Below are 17666 nucleotides of genomic sequence, written 5' to 3'. Positions count from 1 at the left end.
GGAAGGGACTTATGCGCCGTGACCGGCAGTGTGTTAGATAGAATTAATGCATATATATCAGCAAATAAGATTACCGCCATAAATGGTAATCGATTCCAATTATAGGCAGGCGTGCAAAACTGAACATAAAATAATCAGCTATATATTTTCATAACGAAGGAGAGTTGTGCTGGTTTTTGGCGATACTTAGAATCTAAATGAAACCTTACGGTCACAAGTTGGCAACAAACTTCAACAAAAATGCGGCCTGCAGGAACAAGCGGATCGTGCTGGCTTTTAAGTGACGAAAAGTTAAATTTAGCTAAAGAGTTATAGATTAATAACTCTTTATTATTAGCCGCCGGGACTTTTAAGTTTCTAAGGGAATATCCTTTTCTTTTTTCGTCTAACGGCCTTACGTCACCCACGATAACGCCCGCCTCACAGTTAGCAATAATTCTCATCCCGCCACTTGACTCTGGAGTTGACTCCAGGGTGTAGAGTCTGCCCAATGAACTTCATTAACGGCCCGGAGGGGGACGCTATGACTCACCATGAAAAGCATAATCATCAGGAACATCACCATGCGGAAGGCGGCTGCGGTTGCAACCACAGCCACAGCAAAACCCAGCACGGTTGCAGCAGTGAAAAGCAAAGTGACGCCAGCCATGGCGGACATGCCCATACGCACGATCACGGTGCCGGCGGGTGCAGCACTGACGATCATGAGGATCCGGATGAGGAAAGCGACAGATTAGCTGCCGCCCCTCTCTCCGGTAGCCAACGCTACAGCTGGAAAGTCACCGGCATGGACTGCCCAAGCTGCGCCAAGAAAATTGAAAATGCGGTGACGGCGCTCCCGGGTGTCGACAACGCTCGCGTGCTGTTCGCCACCGAAAAACTGGTGGTCGATGCTCAATCCGATATCAGCCTGCGTATTCAGGACGCGGTGAAACAAGCCGGTTTTACCCTGCTCGGTACCCAAACAACCAAAGCTGAACAGCCAAAACCGTCACGCCTCGGGGAGTACGGCCCACTGCTGCTGCTCACCACGCTGATGATCGTCAGCTGGGCGCTCAGCATGGTCAACCCTGAGCTCAGCCGCATTGCCTTTATCGCCACCACATTGGTAGGTCTGGCACCCGTCGCGACCAAAGCGGTTCGACTGATCCGCTCTGGTACACCGTTTGCCATTGAAACGCTGATGAGTGTGGCTGCCATCGGCGCACTGTTTATCGGTGCAACTGCCGAAGCGGCGATGGTGCTGCTGCTGTTTATGGTCGGCGAAATGCTGGAATCCTATGCCGCTAACCGCGCGCGCCGCGGCGTAAAAGCACTGATGGAATTGGTGCCGGAAGATGCCTTGCTGCTTCAAGGCACGCAGCGCAAGCGTGTACCGGTCTCCAGCCTACGTCCCGGCGATGTGATTGAAATTGCCCCCGGTGGTCGCCTGCCAGCAGATGCCGAGCTGATCAATGCGTTCGCCAGCTTCGACGAAAGTGCCCTGACCGGCGAATCGGTGCCGGTCGAACGTCAGCAAGGCCAGAAAGTCGCGGCGGGCAGTTTGTCAGTCGATCAGGCCGCCCAGATGAAAGTGGTTTCTGAGCCAGGTAAAAATGCTATCGACCGCATTCTGCAATTGATTGAAGAAGCCGAAGAGCGTCGTGCGCCAATTGAGCGCTTCCTCGACCGTTTCAGCCGCTACTACACCCCGGCCATCATGTTGCTGGCCATCGCGGTGATTCTGGTACCGCCATTACTGTATTCACAACCCTGGGACACCTGGATTTATCGCGGTCTGACCCTGCTGCTGATCGGTTGTCCCTGTGCGCTGGTGATCTCCACCCCGGCGGCGATCACCTCCGGGCTGGCAGCAGCCACCCGCCGCGGTGCGCTGATTAAAGGCGGTGCCGCGCTGGAGCAGTTGGGCCAGGTGCAAACCATCGCCTTTGACAAAACCGGTACGCTGACGGAAGGCAAACCAACGGTAACTGATGTCCTGCCACTCAACGGCATCAGCGAACAGCAACTGCTGACCCTGGCCGCCGCCGTAGAGGCCGGTTCCCATCATCCGCTGGCGCAAGCGATTATCAACCGCGCCGAACAGTATGGCGTGCCTCTGCCATTGGCACAGGGCCGTCGTGCGTTAGCTGGCGTAGGAGTGGAAGGTATTGTCGACGGTAAAACCGTGCTGATCAGCGCGCCAGCCAAGCTGACTGCAGGTTTACTGAAACAACAGGCCGCCCAGCAAGTGGAACGGCTGGAAGATGCCGGTAAGACAGCGGTGGTAGTCCTGGAAGACGGTGCCCCTATCGGCCTGCTGGCATTGCGCGACACATTGCGCAGCGACGCCAAACAGGCGATTGCCGAACTTCATGCATTGGGGATCAACGGGGTCATGCTAACCGGTGACAACCCACGCGCGGCGGCAGCGATCGCCTCTGAGCTGGGTCTGGATTACCGTGCCGGGCTGTTACCGGAGGACAAAGTGAAGGCGGTAACCGAACTGAGTGAACTGCGCCCAACGGCGATGATCGGCGACGGCATCAATGATGCACCGGCGATGAAGGCCTCCAGTATCGGTATCGCGATGGGCAGCGGCACCGACGTGGCGCTGGAAACCGCCGACGCGGCGCTGACCCATAATCGGCTGGTGGGCGTGGCGGAAATGATCCGCATATCGCGCGCGACACACGCCAATATCCGGCAGAACATCACCATTGCATTGGGGCTGAAAGGGGTATTCCTGATCACCACCCTGCTGGGGCTGACCGGACTGTGGCTGGCGGTGCTGGCAGACTCCGGCGCCACCGCGCTGGTCACCGCCAATGCCCTGCGACTGCTGAAGAAGCGCGACTAAGTCATAACACACCCCAGAGGCACCGAATGACTTGCCTCTGGGGTGTCATAATATGGCTACGGTACTTAGACGCCCTTACGCAACAAATAGCGGTAAGGCGCGGTGTCGGTTTCCTGCGCCACCAGCGTGTGTTCCATAAAACGGCAGAAACCGGGAATGTCGCGGGTGGTAGCCGGATCGTCAGCGATAATCAGCAGCGTTTCACCGTTATCCATATGCCGCACGGTTTTGCGCACCATCATTACCGGTTCCGGACAACGCAGCCCCAGCGCATCAAGCGTCTGGTCGGCCTGGGCAAATAAGTCAGTCATGCAATTTTTCTCGGTCGAAAACGATCGGCGAACGCTCGCCACATCTCATTAGCGCATAGTTTACGCCGGTAGTTTTTCTGTGCAAGATGCGTTAACGTTTGCGTTAAAAGAGGCTGCGTCTCCCTATGAAATGTGGTGCCGTCACTGACCACAACTGCCGTTATCACGGCGGAGGGTGCAGCCCATAGTGGGCCTATGGGCAAACCTGACAACACAGAGAACGGTCGTTGGGTGCGTGACCTTTCAGGCTGGGGCCAAATCACAGTGCAGCTGCGTTATTCGCCGCTTATTTGGCCCACCAAACCTCACGACTCACGCCTTGCTGCACTGTGATTTGACCTCCAGCGGCCCTCACGTTTCATAGGGAGGCACAGCCTAACCATTGCATTGGTTGCGCAAACGCGTATCATGCGGCCGCGACGCTTATTTCTCGGCGCAGACAAGACATTCTGGGTTCCCTCACCCCACTATTAAAAAGGCTACAACATGTATTCGTTTACTGCTCGGCAGCGCCTTACCGCGTTGGTCTGGCTATCGCTGTTCCATATTGTCATCATTACCTCCAGTAACTACCTGGTGCAGTTGCCGATGTCCATTTTCGGCTTTCATACCACCTGGGGCGCTTTTACCTTTCCGTTTATCTTCCTGGCGACCGATCTGACGGTGCGTATTTTCGGCGCTCCGCTGGCGCGACGCATCATTCTTTCGGTGATGGTGCCGGCGTTGTTCATCTCGTACGTGATCTCCACCGTGACCTATCAGGGCGAGTGGCAGGGCTTTGCCGCACTGGGCAGCTTTAATCTGTTTGTCGCGCGTATCGCCGTCGCCAGCTTTATGGCTTATGTGCTGGGTCAGATCCTTGATGTCCACGTATTCAATCGCCTGCGTCAGCGCAGCGCCTGGTGGGTCGCCCCCGCAGCAGCCATGTTCCTCGGTAACATCAGCGATACCCTGTCGTTCTTCTTTATTGCGTTCTACAAGAGCAGCGACGCCTTTATGGCTAACAACTGGGTTGAAATCGCGCTGGTGGATTACAGCTTCAAAGTGCTGATCTGCATGTTGTTCTTCCTTCCAATGTACGGTGTACTGCTGAACATGCTGCTTAAGCGTATCTCTGCTCGGCAGAACGACGGCAGCCTGCAAGCGAGCTGACCCGTGCTATTATTGGCGGCCTGCACCCACCCTGAGGCCGCCATGACCGTCACCATCCGCCACGCCACCCTCGAAGAAATTCATCGTCTGTACCAACAAATCCCTGAGTTCGGTAACTTGCACAGTCTGGCTGATTTACAACAACGTATTGGATCCGCCCCAGCTAACGCACTGATCGCCGAGGTCGACGGTCAGCCCGCTGGTTTCAAACTCGGTTATCAACAACAAGAAAAGGTGTTCTACAGTTGGCTGGGCGGTGTATTGCCGGCGTTTCGCCGCTATGGCGTCGCACAGGCTTTACTCGTTGAGCAAGAGCATTGGGCGCGGACTCAGGGTTATCGATTGTTGGCGGTAAAAACGCGCAATCATTTCCGTGCAATGCTGATGATGCTCGTCAGTCATCACTATCAGATTGTTCAGCTGGAAAAGAAAGGCGAAGTGGCTGATTATCGGCTATTACTTGAGAAAACCTTGTGACAACATCTGCCTTGCATTTCACCTTTGAATAGGGTGCGATAAGGCAGTGAAACCCTACCTGAAAGGAAAAAGGAAGCCCAATGCGTAAAGTAGCAAAATTGATGGGTATCAGCCTGTTAGTGCTTGGCCTCGCGGCCTGTGACGGCGACACCAAAGACACCAAGGCATCGGCAGGCGATGCAGCAGCCAGCGCCCCAGCCGGGCAACAGGTAAGCCTGCTGGATGGCAAGCTGGCGTTCACCCTGCCGGCGGGCATGGCGGACCAAAGCGGCAAGCTGGGTAATCAGGCGAACAACATGCATGTTTACGCCGACAGTACCGGCCAGCGCGCGCTGATCGTGATCCTCGGCGACAAAACTGCCGACAGCCTGGAAACCCTGAGCAAGCGTCTGGAAGATACCCAGCGCTCGCGCGACGCCAACCTGCAGGTGATCACCAACAAAGCCATCGACGTTAACGGTGTTCCGCTGCGTCAGTTGGACAGCATCATCACCAGCGGCGGCGAGAAAGCCTACTCCTCTATTCTGATCGGCACGCTGGACAACAACATGCTGACCATTCAGGTGACGCTGCCGGCGGATAACCAGCAGCAGGCGCAGAGCGAGGCCGAAGGCATCATCAACACGCTGAAACTGAAGCAATAAACTTTTCCGGGCGCAGTTCACAACTGCTGCGCCCTTAAGCCAATGCCTGCGCCAGCAGGGTGATCGGATGTTCACAGCGCTTGCTGGTCGACATTTCGATTTGCCATTTGCAGGTTTCGCAGTCGGTCACCACCAAATCGACCCCGCTCTGCTCTATCTGGCGGAACAGCGACGCCCCAATGCCCTGCGAAGTTTCATAGTTCTCCGATTTAAAACCATAGGTGCCGGCAATACCGCAGCACTGCGAATCCAGCACCACCAGTTCCAGCCCCGGTATCTGCCGCAACAGCTCCAGCGTATAGGCGGTCCAGCCCATTTTTTCCATATGGCATGGCGTATGATAGGCCACCCGCAGCGGCGTGTGCTTCAGCGGTAACTGGCGCCCTTGATTGATCAGGCGATACAGATAGCGCGTCGCCAACTCCACCCGTTCACGTACCGCCGAGGTGTCTACGTCCAGCAGGTGCGGGTATTCATCCCGCAGGGTAAAAGTACAGCTCGATGAAGTCGCCACGACGGGGATACCCCGCTCCAACACCGCCTCATGCAGCGATTCGGCGTTAACTTGGGCCTGTTTTCTGGCCTGGGCGATAAAGCCGTTGGCGATCAGCGGTACGCCGCAGCATTTCTCCCGCTTGAGCAACTGCACGCCGATATCCATCGCATTAAAGACCTTGATCAGATCCTTCCCCAACTGCGGATGGTTGTAATTGACGAAGCAACCATGGAAGAACGCCACCTGCTCGGTGTAACGCCGTTGAGCCTGCGCTTGTTGGCGATACCAGCGGCGGAAGGTGCCAAACGAATATTTTGGCAGCTCGCGACGATGATCAATTTTGAGCGCTTTATCCAGTAAAGCGCGTACCGGTCTCAGCCCGGTAGCGGCATTAACAATCGGCGCAAACGGCGTCGACAGCGAGCCCATGATATCGGTATGGCTGAGGATAGCGTCACGCAGCGTGGGCTTGCTCTGGGCAAAGTCGGCACGGGCACGCTGAATGATGTCGCCGATTTTGACGTCGGACGGGCAGGCCACCTCACAGCGTTTGCAGTTGGTGCAATACTTCAGCGCCTCATCATACAGCGCAGGATCCTTCAGTCGCAGGCGCTCGCCGTCCGGCCCCGCCTGTTTTGGCCCCGGATAGAGCGGATTCACCTTGGCCACCGGACAATAGGTGGTGCAGACGGTGCATTTGATGCAGTTTTCAAAGCTATTATCTTTGTGCAGGCTCATGGACGCTCCTCCTGTGCCGCAATCTGTTGCGCGACGTACAGCGCCCCGATCAGCGAAACACCCGCACCGCAGCCCTGCTGCAGGGGATCATAGCCACCGGTCACTGCGCCGATGGCATACAGGTTGCTCAATGGCTCCCCCTGCCTTAAGGCACGCAGCCGGTTATCGGTACGTACGCCAAATTGCAAATAGGGCTGTGGAGCAAACAGATTGCGGCAGCTCCAGTCTGCGCGATCTGCGCGGCTGTCGACATCCAGCCCAAACACCGGTTCACGTATTCCGTCGAAGTCCGCCACCAGCCCGTTGCTGAAGAAGCTGCCGCTGGCCAGCACCACCTGCTGCGCCAGCAACGGAATATCGGTATGGTTGCGGGTATAAAGGCCAGTGACCCGCCCGGCTTCGATATCTGCCCGCAGTACGCTGTCACCCGGCATAAAAACGCCGCCCAGTTGCTGCAGACGCGAACGCAGCGCCTGATGCAGGCGCATACCCAGTACCGAAGGCGGCAACGTCGGTAACAGCAGAATCGGTTTACCCACCGCCGCCTGCAATGCGGCCAGTGAGGTATCATCTTCCAGCCCCAGACAGGCAGGCAGGAAAATCGCCTCCGCATCACCGGCCAACCGGCGCATTTCTTCCGCCATCGGCGCCAGGTTTTCCGGCAGATCCAGCACTCTGGCGATATTCACCGCCCGGAACTCACTGGGGTTGTTACGCAGCCGATCCAGCGCCGGCAAGTGCATATAAGCGACTTCAGCCTTGATGCCCAGCGCCTGTACCAGGGAACTGGCGGCCAGCTGTGGCTGAAAATCCAAAAATCCTTCAATGCCGATCACTGCAATATTTTTCCACGGCAACTCGCCGTCCAACGGCGTGACCGGAATAGCCTGAGGGCTAAGCCAGGTGGCCCGGCGCGTACCCAACGGAGTCACCCGCAAATGATTACGTGTACTGCTGCCCTGCAGGCTCAAACCACAGCGTTGCAGTAGCTGGGCCGCGTCATCCGACAGTGCGGCTACCCGTTCAGCGCCCATCAGCGAATAAGGATGCCGTGGCGCCTGCAGCGCAAGAGCCGGTAGCGCCATCAACGGTGATTCCACCCGGGTGCCATCGGGCAACTGCGCCAGCAGATCAAGCGATCCGGATGAAAAATAGAGTGCGCTTTGGCCAGAACTGACCACGGCACAACGCTTGCCCTGTTCCGCCAGTCGAATGGCGCAGCTCATGCCTGCCAGGCCACCGCCAATCACCACTACGTCAAATCGCATCATCGGCCCCCTGTTCCCCTCGGGCATCAAGCCCGCACAATCCCTGATAAACCCAGCTGGTAAACTCACTTTCACGTAACGCATCGCCCCAGGCGATCGGTCTCACCCCTTTCCAACGCTCGTTAAGGAAATGCGATAGCTGATCGATAGACTGCTGCGGGCTAGTGACGTTAAACCGCGTCAACAGACCGGCGGCACGGCAGGCGCAGAGTTCCCCCTGACAGGTACCCATACCAACGCGGGTACGGCGGCGCAAATCGACCAGGTTATTGACGGTGAGGGAGTTCACCGCATAACGCACCTCTCCGGCGGTTACCGCTTCGCATTCGCACACCAGACTGTTATCCAGCCGATCGCCGGCCGGTACCTGACTGGCCCTGTCGCCGTGGCGATAAACCGCCGAGCCGCGAATGCTGGCGGGCAGAGAAACCACGCTGCGCACCGTTTCTTCCGCCGACTGCCGTGAGCCGGGCAAGGCTTCCTGCGCGGTGGTACAAGGGCTGTCCAACCGGAGTTTTTCACACACTTTATCGGTCGCCCACTGCGCCATCAGCCGGTAGGTCATCAACTTGCCGCCGGTAATGGTGATAAAGCCTTCCAGGCCGTCGCGGCTGGCATGATCGAGCAGCACGATACCGCGGCTGACGTTGCGGCCGCTGGGGTCGTCGTCACTGGCTACCAGTGGGCGCACACCGGCATAGGCGCGCAGAATACGCGTCTGCGCCAGCTCCGGTGCCAACAGCGCCCCCTCGCGGATCAGAATGTCCACCTCCTGCGGCGTCACCAGCATGTTGTCGATCTGGTCATAGTCAATATGGGTGGAGGTGGTGCCAATCACCGAGATGGTGTCGCCCGGCACCAAAATGTCGGCATCCGCCGGTTTGCGGCAGCGGTTGATCACCATGTTGTTGATGCGGTGGCCGAGGATCAGCAGCGCGCCCTTGGCCGGGAACATGCGAATGCGCAGATCGGCATATTCCGCAATCTGCTGGCCCCAGATGCCGGCGGCATTGACGACCACTTCGGCATGAATATCGTAGCGCTGCGCAGATTGATGGTCGAAAACGCGCACTCCGGTTACGCGATCGCCAGCACGAAGTAAACCGACCACCTGATGATAGGTGAGGATCTGCGCACCGTGCTCCCGGGCATCGAGCATATTGGCGGCGGTCAGACGGAAAGGATCGACAGTGCCGTCCGGCACGCGAACCGCGCCGATCAGCGCCGGATTGGCCGCCGGCTCCAGACGCAGCGCCAGCTGTGGGTCAATCGCTTCGGCGTTGATACCGGCGCTGTGGCAGGAGGCAATAAACTGTTGTTGATAGGCCAGTGAATCCTGCGGCAGCGTAATAAACAGCCCATCGGTACGCTCGATGCAGTGGTGCGCAATACGCTTGAGGATGTGGTTTTCTTCTATGCATTCACGCGCCGACTCGCCGTCGGTCACCGCATAGCGTGCTCCACTGTGCAGCAGGCCGTGGTTACGGCCAGTGGCACCGGTGGCAATATCGTGACGCTCCAGCAGTATGCAACGCAGGCCACGGCGCGCGCAGTCACGAGCAATGCCCGCACCGGTCGCACCGCCGCCAATAATGATCACATCCGTTTCGTTATCCGATGAATGGCTGCTCATGAGGCTCTCTCAGGATCCGTGATTATTAGCCTATTGAGCCACAGTTATTGGGGGCTTTGTTTGATAAGGAACAATAACGAACTTAAAACGAAAACCAAATGTCCACAAAAAACCATGAATGTGATCATAATCACGATTTTTAGGCGTTTTTCTATTTCATAACGTTAACGAATCGCTCAAAATCCGCCGGTGTTTCATAAAAGTGTAACAATTGCGCCATTCATCACAGCGACGCCAGGCTGATTTGACTAGGATGACGCTCGTTATGGAACAAAAAAACACCACATTCGATATCCGCTCAATCATCAAATGAACGTAAAAGGTCATATTGATGTGATAACTAGATAAAGCCATCGGAGGCGCTCATGTTGAGTATTTTTAAGCCGGCAGCACACATTTCCCGTGTGCCGGTCGACAAAGTCGACCCGCTGTACCGTAAATTGCGCTGGCAAATTTTTATGGGGATTTTCTTCGGTTATGCCGCCTACTACCTGGTGCGCAAGAACTTCACCCTGGCCATGCCTTACCTGATCGACCAGGGCTTCAGCCGCGGTGACCTCGGTTTCGCGCTGTCCGGTATTTCCATCGCCTACGGTTTTTCCAAATTCATCATGGGGTCGGTTTCTGACCGCTCCAACCCCCGCGTGTTCCTGCCCGCCGGCCTGATCCTGGCTGCCGCGGTAATGCTGTTCATGGGCTTCGTGCCATGGGCGACTTCGAGCATCGCGGTCATGTTCGTGCTGCTGTTCCTGTGCGGTTGGTTCCAGGGGATGGGCTGGCCGCCATGTGGCCGTACCATGGTGCACTGGTGGTCGCAGAAAGAGCGCGGCAGCATCGTTTCGGTCTGGAACTGTGCCCATAACGTGGGTGGCGGTCTGCCGCCACTGCTGTTCCTGCTGGGCATGGCCTGGTTCAACGACTGGCATGCAGCGCTGTATATGCCGGCCTTCGGTGCCATCCTGGTGGCCCTGATCGCCTTCGCCCTGATGCGTGACACCCCGCAATCCTGCGGCCTGCCGCCGATCGAAGAATACAAAAACGATTATCCGGACGACTACAGCGAGAAAGCAGAAGAAGAACTGACCGCCAAGCAAATCTTCATGCAGTACATCCTGCCGAACAAATTGCTGTGGTACATCGCCGTGGCCAACGTGTTCGTTTACCTGCTGCGTTACGGCATCCTGGACTGGTCACCGACCTACCTGAAAGAAGTGAAGCACTTCACGCTGGATAAATCTTCCTGGGCCTACTTCCTGTACGAATACGCCGGTATTCCGGGCACCCTGCTGTGCGGCTGGATGTCGGACAAGGTGTTCAAGGGCAACCGTGGCGCCACCGGCGTGTTCTTCATGACCCTGGTCACCATCGCCACCGTCGTTTACTGGCTCAACCCGGTCGGTAACCCTGGCATCGACATGGCCTGCATGATCACCATCGGCTTCCTGATTTACGGGCCGGTGATGCTGATCGGTCTGCACGCACTGGAACTGGCACCGAAGAAAGCGGCAGGTACCGCGGCGGGCTTCACCGGCCTGTTCGGTTATCTGGGCGGTTCAGTCGCAGCCAGCGCCATCGTCGGCTACACCGTTGACTACTTCGGTTGGGACGGCGGCTTTATGGTGATGATTGGCGGCAGCGTCGGTGCAGTATTGTTGCTGCTGTTGACCATGCTGAGCGAGAAAAAACACCACGCGGAAATCGCTGCCAACAAACGCGGTTAAGCGTCATACAACTTTCGCATTATTTAAAGGCCGCACTGCGGCCTTCAGACTGAAGACAAACCTCATTCCTGCCCAGAGCAAGTAGAGGTTGATAAACAAAAAATCAGGAAAATCAATTTATTGATTTTCGGCCAACCACCACAAAGCAGGAAAAACCACGCTTTTTCCTGCTTTGTCAGCAACTTTAAAGGCCGCACTGCGGCCTTTTTACTACCCCTGCCCCTAGAATATGGAGAACAACAGAATGCGGACTCAAGTCAAAGCCCTGCTGACAGGGATTATCCTGGCCACCTCAATGGTCAGCGCCGCACAGGCTGCCGACAAGGTGGTGATCGCCCACCGTGGCGCCAGTGGCTATCTGCCGGAACACACGCTGCCGGCGAAGGCTATGGCCTACGCGCAGGGTGCAGACTTCCTCGAGCAGGATCTGGTGATGACCAAGGACAACGAGCTGGTGGTGTTGCATGACCACTACCTCGATCGCGTCACCGACGTAGCCGAACGTTTCCCGGACCGCGCACGTAAAGACGGCCGCTATTACGCCATCGACTTTACCTTGCCGGAAATCAAATCGTTGAAGTTCACCGAAGGCTTCGAGATTGAGAACGGTAAAAAAGTGCAGGGTTATCCTGGCCGTTTCCCGATGGGCAAATCCGATTTCCGCGTCCATACCTTCCAGGAAGAGATCGAGTTTGTACAGGGTCTGAACCATTCAACCGGCAAGAACATCGGCATTTATCCGGAAATCAAAGCGCCATGGTTCCACAAGCAGGAAGGCAAGGATATTTCCAGCAAAGTGCTGGCGGTGCTGAAGCAGTACGGTTATACCGGCAAGGGTGACAATGTCTATCTGCAATGCTTCGACGCCAACGAGCTGAAACGGATTAAAACCGACCTGGAGCCGAAAATGGGCATGGATCTGAAGCTGATCCAACTGATTGCCTATAACAAATGGCAGGAAACCTATGAGCAGAAGGCCGACGGCAAATGGGTGGAATATGACTATGACTGGATGTTCAAGCCGGGTGCGATGAAACAAATCGCCCAGTATGCCGATGGCATTGGGCCGGACTACCACATGCTGGTGGTGGCTGAGAAATCCAAACCGGGCAAGGTGGTACTGACCGATATGGTGAAAGAAGCCCATGCCAACAAGCTGGCGGTACACCCCTTCACCATCCGTGCAGACGCATTGCCGGACTATGTCACCGACGTAAATCAGCTGTATGACGTGATTTACAACCAGGCAGGCGTTGACGGCGTGTTCACCGACTTCCCTGATAAGGGCGTGCAATTCCTGCAAAAGCAGAACCAGCACAAGTAATTCGAATGAGGGCGCCGTAAGGCGCCCCCCTTCACCCACGGCTAACGCATCTTCTGCGCCAGCGCAGCAATAGACACCGCGTCAAAACCGTGGTGCTGACGCAGCCAGCTGCGATCGGCCGCCGCCGCATATTCTCCATCAGGAATACCCAGACGCCTGAGCGGAATGCCGACACCCGCTTCGGCCAGCACTTCCGCGACCAGGCTCCCCAACCCGCCATTCACGTTATGTTCTTCAACCGTTATCACCGCTTTGCATGACTTCAGCGCCACCAGCAAGGCTGCAGTATCGCATGGACGAATTGAAGGGACGCTGACCACTTTGGCCTGGATCCCTGCGTCGACCAGCCTTTGCGCAGCATCGACAACTTCATGTACCGTCGACCCGGTTGCTACCAGCGCAATGTCTTCACCTTCGCGCAGCGTCACCACCGCCCCCGGTACAAACTGATAGCTTTCATCATAGAGTTCCGGCAGCGCCTTGCCATCGAGGCGAATATAAACCGGCCCCTGATAACCAATGGCATAATCGATAATCTGCCGACATTCTCGCGGTGAAGAGGGCGCATAAATCTGAATATTGCCGAAGCCGCGCATCACTGCCAGATCATCGATCGCATGGTGGGTGCTAGCCAGTGGGCCATAGCTGGCCCCTGCATTGAGACCGAACAGTTTGACGTTGGTATTGTTGTAGCAAACGTCGACTTTAATTTGCTCATTGGCACGGGAGATCAGGAAGGGAGCAGCGTTACAGGTCACCGCCACTTTCCCGCCCAGCGCCAGACCGGCAGCCGTTCCAACCATGCTTTGCTCGGCGATGCCTACGTTAACCAGGCGACCTGGGAATTGTTTAATAAAGGGGGCAATTTTTGCCGTCGACGTTGAGTCAGCCACCACCGGCACCAGATCAACCCCGCTTTCAACTGCATCAATAAACGCTTGAACCATTACGCTCGCCAGGTGTTCTGCATTACTCATCTTTCAGTTCCTCCAGTGCCAGTGCAATTTCTTCGCCTTTCGGTACCCGGTGATGCCATTCCGGACGCCCCTGGATAAAGGAAATACCGGCACCTTTCGTGGTATTGGCGATAATAACGTTCGGTTTACCTTCCTGTTTCAGCCCTTCCAGCGTCGCAACCACCGACGCCATGTCATTTCCCTGGCACTCGGTCACCGTCATGCCGAAGGCTTTCCATTTATCGGCCAGCGGATCGGTGTTCATAATTTCGTGGGTCGGCCCTGCCAACTGGAGGTTGTTCTTGTCATTAATGATGACGAGATTATCTAGCCCGTAGTGCGCTGCAGCCAACGCAGCTTCCCAGTTACTGCCTTCTGTCAGTTCGCCATCGCCGGTAATTAGAAAGATGCGGCGGGCGCTATTGCTTTTTTTGGCAGCAAGCGCCAACCCCACGGCAACGGGCAAGCCGTGACCCAGCGCTCCGGTGTTGAGTTCTATACCCGGGGTTTTCTGCCGCACCGGGTGGCCAGGAAGATGGGAGTTTGCATGCTGATAAGTCTCCAGCCAGTCAACGGGGAAGAAACCCGCTTCGGCCAGTACGCAGTAATAGCAGCCCACCGCGTGGCCTTTGGACTGGATGTAAATGTCGCGCTGGTCGTCAGCGATACGATCTGGCGCAACATTCAGAATGCGAAAATAGAGTGCGGTGATCAGTTCAACCTGAGACAAGTCGGCTCCGGTATGCCCACCGGCAGGGCTGTTGGCATTCAATCTGACGATATGGCGACGTATGGCGCGGGCTTTACGCTCAAGTGCCTGGACATCATAGCTATAGGGATTCATTTAATACCTCTGAATTTATTTTCAACTTGGAATATTTATTCCGACAGGGACTAAAAAAACCAGACATCCCCAGACAAGGCATCGCAAGGCTTCCGCCGCTGCATCATACTCAGGAACATTCAGCCTCCTTACCACCAGACTTATCTGCGCCTGGATACTGTTTGAGTTGACCTGGAATCACCAATGAATATATATTCAATAACGATTCTTTATTCAATTATGCGATCGCTGTTCTGTTTTTGTCCATAGCTGATTTTGAGTATTGGTGAAAGTTAGATATCCATCACACTTAAATGTCTGTTCATTTCGCGTATGATAAATAGCTCTAACATAATGGCTGCACGTAAATGATTTTCGGGGAAATATATGGCTAAGCAGGATGAACAACGGCTATTAGTTAAGATTGCCACGCTTTACTATCTTGAAGGACGAAAGCAGTCCGATATTGCTCAAATTCTCTCGCTTTCTCAGTCATTTATCTCCCGAGCGATTACGCGTTGCCAAAAGGAGGGCGTGGTCAAAATTAGCGTTGTTCAGCCATCGAATATTTTCCTGAATCTTGAAAAAGGCCTGGAAGATCGCTACGGAATTAAACAAGCCATCGTGGTGGATACCGAAGAGGACGCCAGTGATCACACGATTAAACGCGCCATCGGTTCCGCCGCCGCCCACTATCTGGAAACTCGATTACGGCCGAAAGATCTGATTGGTGTCTCTTCGTGGAGTTCAACAATCCGCGCCATGGTCGATGAGGTTCACGCCCAGAACCTGAAGGCGAACGGCGTTATTCAACTGCTGGGCGGTGTAGGGCCTAATGGTAACGTGCAAGCAACCATCCTCACTCAAACCCTGGCGCAACATCTGAACTGTGATGCCTGGCTGCTGCCGTCCCAGAGCATTGAAGGCTCGACGGAGGAAAAAAATCGTCTCGTTGCCAGTAAAGATGTCGCCAATGTGATTGCTCGCTTCGATGAAGTCGACATTGCCATCGTCGGGATTGGCATCCTCGAACCCTCACAATTGCTCAAAACCTCAGGAAACTACTACCACGAAGATATGCTCCAGGTGTTGGCGGAACGCGGAGCGGTCGGCGACATTTGTCTGCACTACTACGATAAAAACGGCCAGGCTGTGTTACGCGATGATGAAGACCCGGTTATCGGTATGGCGCTGGAGAAAGTGAAAAAGTGCCCTAATGTGGTTGCCCTTGCTGGTGGGGCCGATAAGGTTGCGGCTATCAAAGGTGCGCTATCGGGTGGTTATATCGATGTTTTAATCACGGATTACCCAACCGCGCGCCTGCTTGTCGCCGGTTAATTTCCCCAGCCAACTCTTTCTCAAAACCTTTACGCTTTATCCCGAGCGTAAAGGAACTGAAAATAAATATATACATTTCAATGTGATAATCATACCAAGCCTCACTCTCTTTCACCCGCATCCGGAAGCTTCCTCGATCGGATAAGTGTGATTGCCAGCACAATTGATGATTTTTCCTGTAGCCCGACGTGAAGTTTCTGGCTAAGGTGTTAAATAAATAATCACTATCGAATATATATTCAGTGATTAAACCAGTGAAAACGAATTGTCACAACATGACCTGCCAGGCAGCAATGCGAGAAAGAGGAATGCCTACATTTCCCCCCGCGCCAGGACAAAATGTGACTCAGGAGACAACCTAATGCAGGCAACACGTAAAGAGTTCATCATTGCACTGGACGAAGGCACCACTAACGCCAAAGCCGTCGTACTCGATAGCCGCGGCCACATAGTGGTGAAATTCTCTCAACCGCTGGCAATTCAAACGCCGCGCGATGGCTGGGTCGAGCAGTCGGGCGAGCTATTGGTCGAAGCCTCTCTCGACGTTATCGCTAAGGCCGTCGAACACGTTGGCGCAGAAAACATTGCCGCATTAGCTATCAGCAACCAGCGTGAGACCGCTATTGGCTGGTATCGCCAGAGCGGTAAACCAATTAACGCAGCCATCTCATGGCAGTGTACCCGCAGCGCCGCTTTTTGCGATGAACTGCGTCGCGATAACAAAGAAGCGCAAATTAAAACCACCACCGGACTGCCGATTGCCCCCCTGTTCTCTGCATCAAAAATGCGCTGGTTGCTGGGATCTGTTCCCGAAGGCCACCGGCTCGCAGAACGCGGTGAAATTTGTCTCGGCACTATCGATAGCTGGCTGCTGTGGAATTTAACCCAGGGTAAGGCGTTCTATTGCGATCACTCAAATGCCGCACGCACCCAGTTGCTGAACCTGCAAACCGGGCAGTGGGACAACGAGATGCTGGCGCTGTTCCAGATCCCTCTTGCCGCACTACCGGAGATTAAACCTTCCAGCGGATTTTATGGTTATACCTGCGGGTTAAACGCGATCCCGGATGGTATTCCGGTGATGGCGATGGTAGGGGATTCGCATGCCGCGCTGTTCGGCCACGCCCTCGGCGAATTGGGCTGCGTTAAAGCCACCTACGGGACAGGTTCCTCGGTGATGGCACCAGTGCAATCGGCAAAATGCGATATTGACGCACTGGCCACCACCATTGCCTGGCACGATGGCGATCGCATCACCTATGGGCTGGAGGGCAATATCCCACATACCGGTGATGCCGTTGCATGGATGGCAGACAGCACGGGCTTAAGCGAGCTTTCCGATGTCGAACTGGCACATGAACTCAACACCCTGCCCGCCTCTGTGGGATCTACATTGGGCGTCTATTTTGTGCCAGCGTTAACCGGCCTTGGCGCTCCCTGGTGGGATGACAGCGCTCGCGGCGTTATTTGTGGCCTGAGTCGTGGTGTCAAACGCGCGCATCTGATTCGCGCGGCACTGGAGTCAATTACCTATCAAATCGCCGATGTGGTTGCCGCCATGCGCCAGCAGGATGACTTTCACTTGACGGCATTAATGGTCGACGGCGGCCCGACGAAAAACGACTGGTTAATGCAGTATCAGGCAGACCTGCTGGGTTGCCCGGTAATGCGCAGCGATGTTGCCGAACTTTCGGCGATTGGTGCCGCCCTACTCGCCCGCAAAGCCCTCACACCAGGATCGATTACCGACCTGAAGGTTTTTTTAACCGAACACAGTGAATTTATCCCCGATATGGACCGCCATCAGCGTCTGCAAAAAAGATGGCAGGAGTGGCGCCATGCGGTGAACAGAACATTATGGAAACCGGCATCGTCCACCTGACGCCCACCAGGGAATCTTCGTGCGCGACGAACCTTAATCATCAACCAAAGGAGCCCCTCGCCCA

At 55.5% G+C, this 17666-nt stretch carries 15 protein-coding genes; 8 read left to right on the top strand and 7 right to left on the bottom strand.

Features of this window, described 5'->3' with window-relative positions; genetic code table 11:
* Positions 1-134: 134 nt before the first annotated feature.
* Positions 135-443 (bottom strand): hypothetical protein, encoded by a 309-nt coding sequence (locus OCH02_RS19700; protein ID WP_261432625.1) that lies wholly within the window; start codon positions 441-443, stop codon positions 135-137.
* 80 nt (positions 444-523) lie between these two features.
* On the opposite strand from OCH02_RS19700, the gene OCH02_RS19695 reads away from it, so the two are divergent.
* On the top strand, positions 524-2839 hold the full coding sequence (locus OCH02_RS19695; protein WP_261432624.1) for a zinc/cadmium/mercury/lead-transporting ATPase: 2316 nt from the start codon (positions 524-526) through the stop codon (positions 2837-2839).
* Between the two features lie 65 nt (positions 2840-2904).
* On the opposite strand, the gene tusA is transcribed toward OCH02_RS19695, so the two are convergent.
* Positions 2905-3150 carry a sulfurtransferase TusA gene (gene tusA / locus OCH02_RS19690; protein WP_012004676.1) on the bottom strand — a complete coding sequence of 82 codons (246 nt, stop codon included), beginning with the start codon at positions 3148-3150 and terminating at the stop codon, positions 2905-2907.
* Between the two features lie 486 nt (positions 3151-3636).
* Here tusA and OCH02_RS19685 point away from each other — a divergent pair, with 486 nt between their 5' ends.
* From OCH02_RS19685 to OCH02_RS19675, 3 genes are all read left to right on the top strand, one after another.
* Positions 3637-4302: a 7-cyano-7-deazaguanine/7-aminomethyl-7-deazaguanine transporter gene (locus OCH02_RS19685; protein WP_261432623.1), complete on the top strand. Its 666-nt coding sequence runs from the start codon at positions 3637-3639 to the stop codon at positions 4300-4302.
* Between the two features lie 42 nt (positions 4303-4344).
* The gene (locus OCH02_RS19680; RefSeq protein WP_261432670.1) at positions 4345-4779 is read left to right on the top strand and encodes a GNAT family N-acetyltransferase; all 435 of its coding nucleotides are present in this window, start codon (positions 4345-4347) and stop codon (positions 4777-4779) included.
* 80 nt (positions 4780-4859) lie between these two features.
* Positions 4860-5423, top strand: coding sequence for a DcrB family lipoprotein (locus tag OCH02_RS19675; protein WP_261432622.1), 564 nt, complete (start codon positions 4860-4862; stop codon positions 5421-5423).
* A gap of 34 nt (positions 5424-5457) precedes the next feature.
* On the opposite strand, the gene glpC is transcribed toward OCH02_RS19675, so the two are convergent.
* From glpC to glpA, 3 genes are read right to left on the bottom strand one after another with little or no spacing between them, the layout of a single operon-like run.
* Complete coding sequence (gene glpC, locus OCH02_RS19670; protein WP_261432621.1) at positions 5458-6657, bottom strand: anaerobic glycerol-3-phosphate dehydrogenase subunit GlpC; 1200 nt, start codon at positions 6655-6657, stop codon at positions 5458-5460.
* Entirely contained in the window at positions 6654-7925 is a 1272-nt protein-coding gene (gene glpB / locus OCH02_RS19665; RefSeq protein WP_261432669.1) for a glycerol-3-phosphate dehydrogenase subunit GlpB, read from the bottom strand. Before glpB ends, glpC begins: the two co-directional genes overlap by 4 nt.
* Entirely contained in the window at positions 7915-9558 is a 1644-nt protein-coding gene (gene glpA / locus OCH02_RS19660; protein ID WP_261432620.1) for an anaerobic glycerol-3-phosphate dehydrogenase subunit A, read from the bottom strand. Before glpA ends, glpB begins: the two co-directional genes overlap by 11 nt.
* Before the next feature lie 365 nt (positions 9559-9923).
* On the opposite strand from glpA, the gene glpT reads away from it, so the two are divergent.
* Together glpT and glpQ are read left to right on the top strand one after the other, a co-directional pair.
* The gene (gene glpT, locus OCH02_RS19655; protein ID WP_017891280.1) at positions 9924-11279 is read left to right on the top strand and encodes a glycerol-3-phosphate transporter; all 1356 of its coding nucleotides are present in this window, start codon (positions 9924-9926) and stop codon (positions 11277-11279) included.
* Positions 11280-11523: 244 nt separating this feature from the next.
* The gene (glpQ, locus tag OCH02_RS19650; protein ID WP_261432619.1) at positions 11524-12603 is read left to right on the top strand and encodes a glycerophosphodiester phosphodiesterase; all 1080 of its coding nucleotides are present in this window, start codon (positions 11524-11526) and stop codon (positions 12601-12603) included.
* Between the two features lie 41 nt (positions 12604-12644).
* On the opposite strand, the gene OCH02_RS19645 is transcribed toward glpQ, so the two are convergent.
* Positions 12645-13580: a transketolase family protein gene (locus OCH02_RS19645; RefSeq protein ID WP_261432618.1), complete on the bottom strand. Its 936-nt coding sequence runs from the start codon at positions 13578-13580 to the stop codon at positions 12645-12647.
* Complete coding sequence (locus tag OCH02_RS19640) at positions 13573-14403, bottom strand: transketolase (RefSeq protein ID WP_261110207.1); 831 nt, start codon at positions 14401-14403, stop codon at positions 13573-13575. Before OCH02_RS19640 ends, OCH02_RS19645 begins: the two co-directional genes overlap by 8 nt.
* A gap of 366 nt (positions 14404-14769) precedes the next feature.
* On the opposite strand from OCH02_RS19640, the gene OCH02_RS19635 reads away from it, so the two are divergent.
* Complete coding sequence (locus tag OCH02_RS19635) at positions 14770-15720, top strand: sugar-binding transcriptional regulator (protein WP_261110208.1); 951 nt, start codon at positions 14770-14772, stop codon at positions 15718-15720.
* Between the two features lie 361 nt (positions 15721-16081).
* A complete protein-coding gene (locus OCH02_RS19630) occupies positions 16082-17602 on the top strand; it encodes an FGGY family carbohydrate kinase (RefSeq protein ID WP_261432617.1) in 1521 nt (506 codons plus the stop codon).
* Positions 17603-17666 lie beyond the last annotated feature (64 nt).

The organism is Serratia quinivorans, assembly GCF_946227985.1.
GTDB lineage: Bacteria > Pseudomonadota > Gammaproteobacteria > Enterobacterales > Enterobacteriaceae > Serratia > Serratia quinivorans_A.
This window is presented reverse-complemented; position numbering and strand designations above follow the sequence as displayed.

Coding starts and splice junctions, on each gene's coding strand:
- OCH02_RS19700 (WP_261432625.1), bottom strand. CDS start 443: ATGAGAATTATTGCTAACTGTGAGGCGGGCGTTATCGTGGGTGACGTA.
- OCH02_RS19695 (WP_261432624.1), top strand. CDS start 524: ATGACTCACCATGAAAAGCATAATCATCAGGAACATCACCATGCGGAA.
- tusA (WP_012004676.1), bottom strand. CDS start 3,150: ATGACTGACTTATTTGCCCAGGCCGACCAGACGCTTGATGCGCTGGGG.
- OCH02_RS19685 (WP_261432623.1), top strand. CDS start 3,637: ATGTATTCGTTTACTGCTCGGCAGCGCCTTACCGCGTTGGTCTGGCTA.
- OCH02_RS19680 (WP_261432670.1), top strand. CDS start 4,345: ATGACCGTCACCATCCGCCACGCCACCCTCGAAGAAATTCATCGTCTG.
- OCH02_RS19675 (WP_261432622.1), top strand. CDS start 4,860: ATGCGTAAAGTAGCAAAATTGATGGGTATCAGCCTGTTAGTGCTTGGC.
- glpC (WP_261432621.1), bottom strand. CDS start 6,657: ATGAGCCTGCACAAAGATAATAGCTTTGAAAACTGCATCAAATGCACC.
- glpB (WP_261432669.1), bottom strand. CDS start 7,925: ATGCGATTTGACGTAGTGGTGATTGGCGGTGGCCTGGCAGGCATGAGC.
- glpA (WP_261432620.1), bottom strand. CDS start 9,558: ATGAGCAGCCATTCATCGGATAACGAAACGGATGTGATCATTATTGGC.
- glpT (WP_017891280.1), top strand. CDS start 9,924: ATGTTGAGTATTTTTAAGCCGGCAGCACACATTTCCCGTGTGCCGGTC.
- glpQ (WP_261432619.1), top strand. CDS start 11,524: ATGCGGACTCAAGTCAAAGCCCTGCTGACAGGGATTATCCTGGCCACC.
- OCH02_RS19645 (WP_261432618.1), bottom strand. CDS start 13,580: ATGAGTAATGCAGAACACCTGGCGAGCGTAATGGTTCAAGCGTTTATT.
- OCH02_RS19640 (WP_261110207.1), bottom strand. CDS start 14,403: ATGAATCCCTATAGCTATGATGTCCAGGCACTTGAGCGTAAAGCCCGC.
- OCH02_RS19635 (WP_261110208.1), top strand. CDS start 14,770: ATGGCTAAGCAGGATGAACAACGGCTATTAGTTAAGATTGCCACGCTT.
- OCH02_RS19630 (WP_261432617.1), top strand. CDS start 16,082: ATGCAGGCAACACGTAAAGAGTTCATCATTGCACTGGACGAAGGCACC.